Annotated in this window: 7 protein-coding genes; 2 read left to right on the top strand and 5 right to left on the bottom strand. The window is 35.1% G+C overall.

Annotated elements, in window-relative coordinates:
- Window positions 1–271: 271 nt before the first annotated feature.
- From BUC16_RS16605 to BUC16_RS16590, 4 genes are all read right to left on the bottom strand, one after another.
- Window positions 272–3,865, bottom strand: a complete 3,594-nt coding sequence (locus tag BUC16_RS16605; protein ID WP_170860889.1) for a hybrid sensor histidine kinase/response regulator transcription factor — start codon at window positions 3,863–3,865, stop codon at window positions 272–274.
- Window positions 3,866–4,232: 367 nt separating this feature from the next.
- The gene (locus tag BUC16_RS16600; RefSeq protein ID WP_073371942.1) at window positions 4,233–5,945 is read right to left on the bottom strand and encodes a fasciclin domain-containing protein; all 1,713 of its coding nucleotides are present in this window, start codon (window positions 5,943–5,945) and stop codon (window positions 4,233–4,235) included.
- Between the two features lie 707 nt (window positions 5,946–6,652).
- Window positions 6,653–9,604 carry a glycoside hydrolase family 2 gene (locus BUC16_RS16595; protein ID WP_073371941.1) on the bottom strand — a complete coding sequence of 984 codons (2,952 nt, stop codon included), beginning with the start codon at window positions 9,602–9,604 and terminating at the stop codon, window positions 6,653–6,655.
- Between the two features lie 151 nt (window positions 9,605–9,755).
- Complete coding sequence (locus BUC16_RS16590; RefSeq protein WP_073371940.1) at window positions 9,756–11,030, bottom strand: hypothetical protein; 1,275 nt, start codon at window positions 11,028–11,030, stop codon at window positions 9,756–9,758.
- Between the two features lie 253 nt (window positions 11,031–11,283).
- Here BUC16_RS16590 and BUC16_RS16585 point away from each other — a divergent pair, with 253 nt between their 5' ends.
- Together BUC16_RS16585 and BUC16_RS16580 are read left to right on the top strand one after the other, a co-directional pair.
- Window positions 11,284–11,994 carry a DUF3800 domain-containing protein gene (locus BUC16_RS16585; RefSeq protein ID WP_073371939.1) on the top strand — a complete coding sequence of 237 codons (711 nt, stop codon included), beginning with the start codon at window positions 11,284–11,286 and terminating at the stop codon, window positions 11,992–11,994.
- The gene (locus BUC16_RS16580) at window positions 11,994–12,479 is read left to right on the top strand and encodes a hypothetical protein (RefSeq protein ID WP_073371938.1); all 486 of its coding nucleotides are present in this window, start codon (window positions 11,994–11,996) and stop codon (window positions 12,477–12,479) included. The genes BUC16_RS16585 and BUC16_RS16580 overlap by 1 nt, the downstream gene beginning before the upstream one ends.
- An 833-nt stretch (window positions 12,480–13,312) precedes the next feature.
- Here BUC16_RS16580 and BUC16_RS17765 read toward each other — a convergent pair.
- A complete protein-coding gene (locus BUC16_RS17765; RefSeq protein WP_073371936.1) occupies window positions 13,313–13,540 on the bottom strand; it encodes a hypothetical protein in 228 nt (75 codons plus the stop codon).
- Window positions 13,541–14,061: the final 521 nt, after the last annotated feature.

Here is a 14,061-nt window from a genome sequence, read left to right as displayed (position 1 = left end):
CTAAATAAGATATAAAATAGCTCAATCTGACAGAAAAAGAAACTAAAAGTGAAAGAAACAACTAGAATATAGTTGGGTAAAATTAGCTATGACTCCTGAATTTGGCAACCTAACATTACAAAACAAGAGTAAAATTTTAAAAAATAGGACAAATCTCCATGCCATCATTTTCACGCAGATTCAGCAGATTCTAAAGCAGTAAAAAAACAGAGATAACCAAACCTCAAAAAGTACTACTTTAACCATAAATTTTATCACAGATTATTACAAATTATTTTAAATACTGTGAAGGACTACAACCATAATGTTTAGAAAAAGTACGTGAAAAATTTGAAGGTTCTGAGTAACCAACCTTATAGGCAATCTGCGATATACTTAAATCCGAATTCTTGAGAAGCTCTTCGGCCTTATTCATTCTAACTTTGGTAACAAATTCATGAACCGTGTTTCCAGATATTCCTTTCATTTTACGGTACAGCTGTCTTTCGTTAATACCCAATGCTTGTGCCAATTCCTCAGCGCTAAAATCAGTTTCTTCTATATTGAGAGTAATTATTTCAATCATTTTTTTAAGAAAATCATTATCCAAATCTGTTACCTCTTGTTGCAATTGGTCAATCTTTTTGATACCCGCAAGCCTGTTTTGCAAAATGTTTCTGTTCTCTAACACACTTTTTATCTGTGCATTTAAAACATCTACATTAAACGGTTTCATGACATAAGCCTCTGCTCCCAGATTATATCCTTCAATTTGGTTTTCATCAGAGCCTTTCGCCGTTAAAAAAATTAGCGGAATATGGCTGGTGTTTTTATTGCCTTTAAGTTCCTTGCAAAATTCTGTTCCCTGCATTTCCGGCATCATAATATCGGAAACAATAATATCCGGTATGTACTTTATCGCAGCCTCAAGTCCTTTCTTTCCATCATATTCCTGAATCAAGGAATATTCTTTCCCTAATTCTTTATTCAAATAAGTTTGCACATCCAGGTTGTCTTCTACAATAAGCAACGTAGGCTTGGCACTTTCAAAAGAAGTTTGTTCCGTATCCTTTTCCTGATTATCCTTATTTTGATAATTCTCTTCAACTTTAACAGGAGTACTATCCTCCATTGTAGCTGTAATATAAGGCAGGCTGATCATTACTTTAGTTCCTTTATCAGGAGTACTCTCTATTGATATCGTTCCCTTTAAAAGCTCAATTAAATTTCTTGTTAAAGACAATCCAATTCCGGAGGAATATCCATGATAAGGACTAGACCCAATAGTGTTGAATGGTTCGAATATTTTTTCTAATTCGGCCGCATTTATCCCCACTCCATTGTCTTCAACCACTATTTCCAAAGCCTGTTTTTCCTTATTAAGACCCGCAGAAAGCATCACTAATCCTCCGTCTGAGGTATATTGAAAAGCATTGGAGACTATGTTCACAATAATCTGTTGTGCTTTTTCAAAATCCAAAGAACAATACAAAGGCGTTTTGTCTATCTGAAGCCTAAGTGTTATATTTCGCTTTACAGCTATAAATTGAAACGAAGTATAGCATTCTTCTATAAAAAGGTTGAAATTTTGATCTGTGGGATTTAATTTCAGTTTACCCATCTCCGATTTACGGAAATCCAATATTTGGTGAATCAACTTGGTCAAATAATTTATATTTCTATTGACAATGGAAAAATAAATTTCTTTGTCTTCCGGTGCCACTTTATTGTCCTGAATGCGTTTTAAAGGATCGGCAATCAGGGATAATGGCGTTTTTAAATCATGGGAAATATTGGTAAAAAATTCTATTTTCTCTTTGTTTAAAGATTCCTGTCTTTCAACATTAAGACGTTCCATTTTAATTTCGTTTCTCAAACGATCCCGATACAATATAGCCTTAAAAAGCCAAAAAACTATTGCTGCCAACAAGCCTAAAAAAAACATTTTAGCCCACCAGGTTCCATACCAAGGCGCATTTACATCAATCTCCAATACCCTTATTGGCGATTTTGTGTCATTTGGAGAAACAACACGAGCCTTGAAAACATAATCACCCGGAGGTAGTTTATTATACGTAATTTTACTGCTATTGGTCTTCGTCCATTTGTCTTCATAGCCTTCCAAGATATATTCATAAACCATCTTGTTCGTGTTGCCATAATTAAATGAAGCTAATTCTATTGTGAAACTTCTATTTTCATAATCCAACTCAATCAATTGGGTTTGCGATAAATCTTTGTTCAAAACCGTTTGCCCGTTGATGGTATCCATCGGAATCACTTTTTCATTGGACAAATACAAGGTTTTGAAAATCAATTTGTCATTAACGGAATTCGTTTTGATTTCATTTGGACGAAAAGAAAGATAACCATTTTGATCCCCAAAATATATTTTCTGGTTTGCTGGATTCTTATAAAAAGCTCTTTCTGTAAAAGTCCATGATCCAAACTGGTCTTCTTTTCTATAATTGGAAATTTTGTTCGTGGCAACATCAATCATGGAAACGCCTTGTTTATGGGCTATCCAAAGATTTCCTTTGACATCGTCTGTTATGGAAGAAATATAAATACTGGGACTATCCGATTGTAATTGTACTTTTTCAATTCGCATCGGATTGGTGTTCGTGTAAATTTTATTCAGTCCTTCACTGGAACCAACCCAAATTGCTCCTCGTTTGTCTCTATGCAGGGCATAAACAATATTTCCTGAAATATTATTTTCAAGATGCTTGTCAAAAGTATTTAGCGCTAATTTATCATAGATTTTCCCCTTGGCATTTATTTTTAATCGAATAACGCCGCTTCCCTCGGTTGCCAACCACAATTCACGACCGTCAACGGATAAAATATCCATGACACTGCCATTATGGATTGTACCGGCTAAATTATGAAAGCTGATTGTATCATTGGCTAGATTGATACAAGCAATACCGTTGTACAACCCTACCCACAAATTAGTATTCCCGGATACTTCCAAGGCATACACGGACCAATTTTCCAACTTTGGACATAGTGTCTTATTGATTACAACCTTGCATTGATTGCTTTTGGGATCATAGCATTCCAATCCGTTGCGACCACCTATCCAAATTCTGCCTTTATTATCCTTAAAAAAACTACGCGCATTCTTAACTTGGCTATTCGATTTATAAAAAGGATGATTGTAATCCAACCCTTCTTTATTATAAATCAGTATTCCGTCATCAGTGCCCAACCATAGTTTATTATCTACTTCTAAAATGGCTTTAACAGTAGCTAATTGTGTGTCTTTAATATCCTTTCTATAAGTGTAATGTAATTCAAAAGGATCTCTGTTTGGATTGGCTTTATACACACTACCTCCTCTGGTGCCCAGCCAAATAATATTTTCATCATCTATAAAAAAATCAGTGATAAAATCATCCAATAATTGTCCTGGACGATTGATGCTGGCCGTATAACGATATTTTTTACCTGTTTTTATATCCTGGGAAGTAAAAAGGTGTGAAGATAAAATATACCTTTTCCCATTTACAATTCGGTTTTTATTTAACTCATTTGATTTGGTGCCCAGCTTCTCAATTATAATCTTGGGTACTTTAGTATCGGCAACAATTTTAAACGAATTTAACTGATAATTAAATCGCACATATTTTCTGTCGAAGGTAAAAAACCAAAGCCCTAATTTCTTGTCGGAAACAATATTGCGTATTCGATTATTGGGTAATGAATTTTTGTCTTTTGGATTGTGGTAAAAAAAGTCAAATGTTTTTCCATCATAACGATAAACCCCATTCCAACTTCCAAACCAAATATACCCTATGGAATCTTTGGCAATACCATGTATTTGAGTGACGGGAGTTACTTCTCGACTGGAAATTTTTTCAAAAAAAAGGTCTTGCCCCAAACAATTTGATACAGACAAATTGAAAAGCAAGAAACAAAATAAAACAAATGACTTTCCAAACATTTTTTCAAGACGAAATTCAACTTGCAAATAGTAAGGCTATATCAATATGATATAAAGAACTACCTGAAGTATGTTACACGATATTAATCACAAATCTAGCAATAAAGATTAAAAAAAATTAAGTCTTCATTACTTTACCTTTTTTTGTAAACTATAACCCTATAATAGATTTCTATCTATTATAGGGTTATTTAAATTTAAAAATCTGTACGATAGTCTCTCCTATTATCTTTCGACACTATTTTCTAAAACGTCTTGTTGATGCTGATTTCAACACTAGGTCGCAGTACCCATAGGGTTTTAATTAATTATCCGTTGGAGCCTCTGCTCTAGTCACAAATCCACCTGCACCTGCTAAACCACCTTTAAATTTTGGCCAAATCTGATCCATGTCTACAGGACGGAATTCAACAACATCAAACCAAGCTTGACCGCCATCGGCATCTGAATGCAAAGTAAATTTATGCCTCCCCGTAGTTTCTACTTCAACAATACCAACCAGTCTAGAATTTATGGAAGTGACTTTAAAGGGATACATTGGTCGTTTATAACCTTGAGACTCTAGTACTCTGTCTGTTATGGCACCTGTCCCATTTGGATTGTTTGCCGTTTCTCTGAGATTTATTGTTCTCGATAGTTGTACGCCATTAAAAAATGCCTTTACTTCATTAGAAGCAGAACCATTGCTACGATAAGAGACCCAAATCTTATAACGTCCTTTAATAATTACTGGAGTGGTAAAGGTGACCATTTTTAGCCCTGTTGGGCGAAGACGTTCAACTTCCACTTGATCTCCATTCCAGGCGTCATTATTTGGCACCCAGCTAAACTTAAGTGTCTTACTACCTTCCCAAGTGATTTCACTAAAGCCACCTAATGCATAACCAAATTGTATACCTCCGGGTTTTCTATAGTTAGCTACATTGGCCGCAAATTCTGGTTGATTACAAAGATCAAAATACACAGGCATAGGAAGACGTTTTACAATCGAGAAGTGTCCATCTACACAATGTAATACGCCATTGGAACAGGTGATATCACTAAGTTCTCTTACAATGGCAACACCTTCTTCAAGTACACCGGCAAACTCATCACGATTTAAATATATCTGGCCTTTAATTAATTTGCTACTAATAACTTCAAGAGGTGCTTTTGTTACAAAGACTGGTGTTGTTGCAAAATCGGCTTGGTAATTTAATTTAGGCACTATATGGTATTGTACAAATAGATTCAAACCATCTGTTGCACTCATGGGATCTCCTGATGTGCTATATTTCGCTTTTAAAGCATCCAAAGTAGTAAAACCGGATTTACTAAACACTTCATTGGTTTGCACCAAAACGGTCAAGTGACTCCCCTCCTTATTGGGATCATAAGAAAGAGGTTGATTTAATTTGTCATACCATCCAGTAGCCTTTAGAACTTCGGTAAATAAAGAAAGATTTGCATCGGCTTCAATAGTCTGCGCCAAGGTCTTGTCGGCAACACGCAACACTTTATCAATAACATGAATAACACCATTACCTACTTCTACGTTGGAAGCGACGATATTTGATGTTTTATTGACAGTTGTATAAGAAACGCCATTGATGTTGGCTGCTCCAGTTATTAAATATTGGCCATACATACTCGGTGCTGCTATCTTGCCGTCGGAAAAAGAGGTAGTATTTATTTTCTGGTCCAAAATATGTATTTTAGCTATATTTTGCAAGTCCGCCAATGGCACATCTTTCAATGAACTGACACCTACATCATTTAAATATTGTTTCACTGCTTCATTGGTCGGAAGAAACAAGGTATAAGTACCATAAGTATTCATAAATGAAGCATAATTAGTAATATTAAGAATTTCCAAGAACATGGAATACTCTGGATTAGCTCTTAAATAATCGGTCATGTTAAGAGTTTCGTCAGTACGTTCTTTTATCTTTTCTGGAGTACAGTTTTGAAACACTAAAGCAGTCAAAACCACTAAAGAAAGTCTCAACAAATCTGGCAATCTTAATAATCTTTTCATTGGTTAATTTTTATTTGTAAAATGGTTATTATAGAAGTACTTTATAGACATAAAGTCCGTTCGTATCAAATAGATTGTTTGTGGCATTAAATTTTACTATAACCTATTGTTAATAGTTTAGAGTTCCATTTAATGATTCATTTTGTTCCCAATCTAAAAAAAGACATTTGTATCTGTTCAGAAAAATAAAAAAACAGGACAATAGCGTACTTAAAATTTAGTGTTGAAATTGCTTGATTGTAAAAAACATCAATAGAATTCTAATCTGAAATTTGAATAAAACAAATATATACAAGCAAACACAACCATAAATCAATCCGAAAATCCAAAGTTTACCCAAACTTTACCCAAAAACATGGGCAACTCAAAAAGCTTATAGACAGAGACATAAACACAAAATATATAATTGTTGATTTGACTAAAAATGATATAAAAATTTGCTTTATAAAGATTTTAAGTCCCTTTTTTTTACATCTCCGCACAATCTTATTCAACAAACACACCCCATAAATCGTCCAAAATCTCCTTTTATCCATAACTTAACTGTCTAAAATAGGATGAACTTTATAAAATGATATATATTTAATTTATCAGAAATGATTTTAAATACGGATTTAGGTTTAACCAAAAATTAAACGGGCAGCTCAAATTGAACTGCCCGTTTAACTTATACATATCAAAGTGTTATAATATTGATTTCCTAGAACCTATTTTCTCTCTTCCAATAATGTCAAAACAGTATAACTATTCTTTAATTCAATTTTGAATTCACCCACGAAAGGTTTTCCAGTATCTGTCCGAAGTTGTGGTATGGATTCATCTGGCTTACGTCCTTTCTCTGGTCTTCCTAAAACCCCAGACAAGATGTAAACAGTTTCCGGTTTAGTGACATCATGTTCCAAATAACCCAAATTTGAAATGCGCACGCTACCAATTGTGCCACTTTGTTCTACCCAACGCATCACCTTCGTTCCGTCGGTTTCTTTATCTTTATTTAATCCTCCCCATACTCCCAGAATTGGTGCGGACTGTTTGTTGACATAGGCGTCATATGGCCCAAGACCAAACCACTGCAAGCGATTTAGTTCCTGTACCCCATCGGCTGCCATTCCTACAATTGGCAAACAAGGCACCGTCACTTTGGTTTGAATCTGATAATGAACTTCCATTTTTCCATCTGTACCAATTGAATAACGATAAATTGTGGTAAATTGATTTTTACTGTCCACTAAATAGTTCACCGTTGCATTAATAACTACACTGGACTGGTTTTCTTCAATATTCCAAGCTGTTACCGATTGGGTATAGCGATTAAGATCGACTGCATCTCTAGCATCATTTTTACCTACTACGCTAACTTCTGCCCTATCCAATTTACGCCATATTGCTGGTCTCAAATCTTTAACTAGCACTTTTCCCTTTAAACTTCCTGATACCAGCTGACCCGTTTTAGGGCTAAAAATATAACGTGCATCGCCAGCATCAACAGTAACTACTTCAGCTTTAGTCACAGACAACTTTCCTGGAGAAGAAGTCTTTGGAGATTGATGCACTCGAGAAGAGAGTTCAACCGCTTTGCGGTGAATCTCCGCCCCTTCTGCATTGGTAAAAATAAACCAGGCATAATAAGTTTTTCCAGCACTAATAGAAGCCAGTTTCTCCAATGGTAATTTAAAGTTAGATACAGCATGTGGTTTCCCTTCGATTGTACCAGTACCTAAAGCCAGTACCTTTTCATCTTCTCGAATAGACCAGGCAATTTTTATGGTACTCAAATCCGTAAAATCAAAATCATTTTGAATGGGAATATTTACCGATGCCTCTCCAGGAGTAAAAGACACCTTGTTCACGGCAGGGTAAACCTGCGCATATACAGCCTTGGTTTCCCAATAATCACGGGTTAAATTTCGGTATGAATCAACAATACCGTCCCAACCCGCATCATCAATTCGAAGATAATCATCACCTTCGCTCAGCTTTCCGGATTTATCTTTGGGCCTCAAAACTGGTGTTTTAATTCCTTGATCTGCCCACATCCAAATAGCAGCTCCAGCTCCAGAAGGATGTTGGGTCAATGCTTTCCAGCGTGCTTCTAAACCTCCAAATCCATCAACTCCGAAAGAATGCGTATATTCAGTAGAAATTATTGGACGATTGGATTTGCTTGCCAATTTGTCATATTCCTGTGGCTGCCAATAATGAGGTGCGAGAATGTCAACTTCTGTCGGAAGCCACTCTTCTGCACGCCAAGGCAATAGTACGGGACGAGTCGGATCTAAAGCTTTAATTAATTTCACGGAAGCCAAATGTAGCGTGGTTAAAGCGTCTTCATTTCCGGTTGACCAATAAATAACAGAAGGCCTATTGATATCCCTAACAATTGTCTCATACGAACGTTGCAATACCGCTCCAGAAAAAGATGGATCATACATAAGGTCTCCTCCACCTCCAAGTGAGACCTCTTCACCAACGTACATCCCCAACTCATCGCACAATTCAACGAATCCTTGCGCATGGGCATAGTGAGCCATACGAATATAATTAATGTTTGCTTCTTTCATCAGTTTGAGATCCTGCAACCAATGTTCTCGTGTAGTCGCACGACCTACATCAGGATGTTCATCATGCCTATTTATGCCGCGAAGTTTGACCGCTTGTCCGTTAATCCTGAAAACACCGCCATCGGTGGAAATCTCCCGAAATCCTACTCGTTCAGTGCGGGAATGTGTTACCTTACCTTTTTCCAAAAGATCGATACGTAAATTGTAGAGGTTGGGAGTCTCTGCCGTCCAATGTTGAGGATTTTTCACACGCATGGTCATTAGTACTTCTCTACTTGTTGATGTATGTCCAGGAACTACAATCTCCTGACGCCCTACCTCTTTCCCCTCTTTTGTGGACAGTATAGCCCTTATTGTATAAGATTCCCCTGGGCTTGGATAATTACCAGGAAGTGTTTCCTTGTTTTTGTCACCCACCATGGCATTTATCTTCAAGTCAGCGTCCTGAAATAAATTGTCAAAATCGGTCTTTACGACAATACCATCAATCCATCTTTTTTTAGGCATGGCTTCCAAAGTAACATCGCGATAGATGCCTCCCATTGTCCAATCATCATAAACATCAAATTTGTAATCTTGGTTTACTTGACGCACGCGCACAGCAAGCCGATTAGACTCTCCCGGCTTGATTTTGCCATCAACATCAAAGGTAAATGAGGTGTATCCGCCATGGTGGGTTCCAATTAAACTTCCGTTAAGCCATACTTCGGCTGATGACCACACTCCGCCAAAATGAAGCTGTATATTCTTTCCCTTCCAATCAGCCGGGACTTTGAAGTCGTGTAAATAAAAGCCTTCGCTGGCTTTTTCATCCTCAACTTTATCATCTACGGCATTATCATCTTTGGCTTTATCATCTTTAAACCCCCTATAAACTGGTTCTTCGTAGCCCTGAACCGCCCAGTTTGAAGGTACGGGAGTTGGCTTAAAACTGCTGCTGTTAAATTTATCACCGTAAAATTTAGACAACCGATCAGCCTCTACTTCGGTTTTGGCCAATGCAAAGAGCCAGTTACCATTTAGATTAATGCGCTCCTGGGCGAAAACATGTAAATTTGCGAATAGCAATATAATTGCTAGAAATGCACGTAAATTCATAATTAAAATTGATTATATTGATAAAGTATCAAAACTAACCGAATTTAACGTAAAGAAGAATTATTGACTTGACCAAACTTTACCCAAAACTATGGACAACGCAAGTCGTTGAAAAACAGTAATTTAAAACAAATACAACCGATTGATTTAACTAAAAATTATATAAAATTTTCCCGTCCAAAGATTTCAAACTGCAATTTTTGACATATCCATTGCCTTCAAATTCTACAAATACACCTCTTAAATCACCCACAGATTCTTTATAAATTCCTCTATATATCAATTTATCATTTACATAAAGTTTTATGCTTTTATTCCGATTGATTAATTTAACGGTATTCCATTGTTCCAAATCAAGAACAAATTGAGATAAATCGCTATCGGTTCCTTTAGGATATTGCTCGCTGATAACATTTAACACTTTTGAACTGCAACCTGGGCTAACAAAATTAAAACGAATCATGTTATCAATCCCCGAAATTTGAAACCGCATACTGTTACAATAAATTCCCTTTTGAGGGATTGTTTTCTTAAAAGTAGTTTCAAATATGAAATTATCTGAATGATTATTTATTGGAGTAAAATTACACAATCGGGTAAAGTATGATTTTATGGTGTCTAATCCGGCTTTTTGCAATTGCTCATTGGATATATGAAAAAGACTGTCATTTCCTTTTTTTACTGCTGGAAAAGCATAATAACTATTAGGAATGTCATGTTGGCGAAAAAAACCTAAACCCAGCCATTTGTTTGAAGGAACATATACTTTTGTTCTAACCAAAACACTGTCAGATTTTTTAATGTCGACTTTAAAAACTCCTGGAAATAAATAAGCATGGGATATTTTGGTGAGGTCTCGCTCGAGATGAATCAAAGGTGATTTATCCCCAAAACTCATAAAAAGACTATCCTTGACATTGGGTAATTGTAAATCAAAAAAAACGGTTTTCGGCAAGAGTCCTTCCGTATTGGAAATTTTGATTGTTCCTAAATTATTGTCCTCTTCTTTCACAAAAAAGAACAAGCTAAAAAAGACCACCAAAACGATTAAAATACCCCATAAAAAAAAGGGGGACTTTAAAATACTGGGATCGTTTTTAATAATAGGGCTGCTATTAGTAGTAGAATCGCCATTGATAGTAGATTCCGGATTAATTAGTTGATTATCGCTATCCTCTGAAGGAAGGTATCCACTATACTTTTTAAGACAATCAATGGTGGCTTGCTGTGGCAGATAATCATTTTCCACAGACATTTTCCCGAATATTCGCTTCAGCGTGTTAATGCTGATATTGACTTTGGTCTCTTTTTGAATTTCACGGCTAAAATCATTAAAATCGCCATGTTTCCAAGTATCTGATGTTCCGCGATCAAAACGGATCTCACAACTCTTGACAATATTTTTAAGCTCTACTTTTTTATCCATAATACAAAGATATAGAAAAATCAATATTCAAAAAATAGTATTGTTCCATAAGATATACGAAATTCTGCATAAAAAAGTTTAAGAGTTAAACGCAATCACATATCAAACTATATTGAATTATGAAAATAGAGTAATTTATTATTAACTTTTTTGTTATATTTTTGTGGATATGTTTTCATTTGAATCTTTAAAATTCATTCATTAATTTTTACAAACAGTCAATTAAATTAAACCTATACTCATAGAATTTATAATGAACAATAAATATGATTTTTATATAGATGAAAGTTGTCATTTAGAACACGACAATATTCCGGTAATGTGCATCGGATACATCAAAGTACCAATGAATGAGTATGATGAATTACAAAAAAAATTCAATGAAATACTTAAAAAACACAATCAAAAGTCAGAATTGAAATGGAATAAATTTTCAAATGCAAGAACAACATTATACAAAGAATTAGTAGATTATTTCTTCCTGTCTTCATTGCAATTTCGCTGTGTTTTGGTCAAATACAAAGAGCGTCTAAATCATGCCGATTTCAACCAGGGTTCTCACGACAATTTCTATTATAAAATGACCTATTATTTATTACGACCAAACAATAGTAATGGAGATGAATACAGGGTTTTTATAGACATTCAAAATACTCGTGGAAGAGAAAAGCTAAAAAAAATCAATGAAGTTTTTGAAAATGAATACAAAGGTAAAAGTCCATTCAGACAATTCCAACATTTACATTCTCACGACAATAACTTCTTTCAATTAGCCGATTTCTTTATTGGAGCAATCACATATAAAACAAGAGTAGTAATGAAGAATATTGAAAATCCAACTCAAAGCAAAATGGATTTTATTCAATATTTAGAAGCCAAATCTGGTTTTAATCTTGAAGAAGGAACAGAACCTTGGGAAACAAAGTTCAATATTTTTGATCACCAACCTAAAATAAAACTATAATGGATTTATTAGACTTGGATGATCACATACCCAATTTAGGAATAGATCCTTCACCTGAACATCTAGAAGAACTTTTTCAATTATTCAAAACCGATTTTATTGATAATGAATTTTATTTTTCAAATTGTAAGGTAATTATAGATATTAGAAATTCAAAAGAAAAAGGTTACGAAAAATACCCACACACTTTTGTGAAAATTATTACAAGAGGGCCAAAGGGAAAAAGATGTTTTGATAAAAAAAGAGCGAACAAAATTCATTGGATAAAACCAATACTGGAAAATAAAGATACTGATGATATAACTTGTTTTCAATTTTTGGAAGCAGATGGTAAAACAAGAGACTACTTTTGGTTCAAAGAAGGATGTTTTTTAGTTGTAATGGAAAAAATAAGCCCCAACTACATAATAGTTACTTGTTTTCATATTGATGACGACAGAAACCAAAAATACTACGAAGACAAATACTCAAACAGGGTAAAATAAAAATGCCACAACTAAGGTGTTGTGGCCGACCAGGTCCTTTTCCCTAGGGAAATGACTTTGCAAATATACAACTCTTGTACCAAAAAACAAGTTTTATATTAAAAAACGTATCTTCTGGCCAACTTCGCATTGTTTTTCATAAGAATAATGACAAAAAATATGCCACAAAAAGAAAATCACTTTAACTACCTCATTATCTCATTCAGCTGCACAAAACCTTCGTTTAGTCCAAGTATTCCTAAACTCAGGTCTTTGTTTGCTTCATTTCGCTAATTACGTTTTCATTAAAAAGAACATCTTCCGTTCGCTGGTAAAAGGACGTTTTGAATTTCAGTGGCCACTCCTGCCCCACGCTCCTAAAAAAATTACTGGCACAGTTTTTAGAAAAAACACGTACGCTTCGCAACTTGCGCCAGTAATTTTTTCCCCAAGCTGTGTTACATAATTGAGTATTATAATTCATCACAAAGTTTTTATATTGTTTTTTTGGTTTTTGCGACGAAGTTATAATATCATTTATGTAAAACAGCCGCTCCCCAACGCGCCGGTGGTTTGCTCCAGGACAACTTCTTGAGCGGCGGTAATAACTTTGGTCATCCCGAGCGCAGTCGAGGGACAGCCCCTCAAGAAGCTGCCCTTCACAAACCACTAATACTAATTCCGTAGAAGCTCAATCCAAAATTGACGATTCCTTTTCGCTTATAATACTTGATGGTTTTTAGCAACTTGGTATTGAAATCGGAAGTTCTTGCATTGATTTTGTGAGTAGAAAAAATGGCTTTGATGTATAGCTGATTTGCCCAGGGTAAAAGCCATTTTTTCTACACACAAAATCAAAAGGCCAGCAAGAGTATTGTTTTTTTATTTGCCACAAAATAAGTGGTAATTGCTTTTCCGGAAAAGCAGTTGCCACACCGTCCTAATTTAAATCCCTCCTCCTTTTGTACTCTCAACACTATATCAGGCACCAGCTTTTCCACGAAAGCAATCAGAAGCACCCCAGTCAGCAAAAAAAAAAACAATACACTTGCCTGCGCTACTGCCCCTATCGCACTACGCATTGTTTTTCATTGTTTTTGTGAGTGCAGACCATCACTTACAACGTTGATTCCTAAAAATTAAAACCCCAATAAAGCAATGGTCTGCACTCACAAAATCAAGTCCACGAAAGAGTATGGATTTTTAAAACAGAAAAATAATTGGAATGGATTTGATATTTCTTTTTCTGTTTTAAAAATCCATACCCTTTCCAAGAAATTCCTCTTTTAAGAAAACTTTTTTTGGATGGGTTAGTAATGGTAAAACATCGGTTAAAAAGAAAATAAAAAAAATAAAAAAAAGAAGGCAAAGGTAAGTTCCATGTTTACAAAAAAGCAAGTTCAAGTCTCCGGTTTTTGATAAAATCTCCACCCATTCGGGTAGTATTTTATCAAAAAAACTTGCTTTTTTGAAACCTTCCACTTGAACGAATGGCTTTCTTTTTTTTCCTTTTTTTCTTCTGAAAATGATTTATTTAAAAGGTTCTTTGACATTAAAAAACGCTAAAGGGTAAAATTTTCTTCTGCGTGCTCGTGGCAACAAT

This window comes from Flavobacterium fluvii (assembly GCF_900129545.1).
GTDB classification, from domain to species: Bacteria; Bacteroidota; Bacteroidia; order Flavobacteriales; family Flavobacteriaceae; genus Flavobacterium; species Flavobacterium fluvii.
This window is presented reverse-complemented; position numbering and strand designations above follow the sequence as displayed.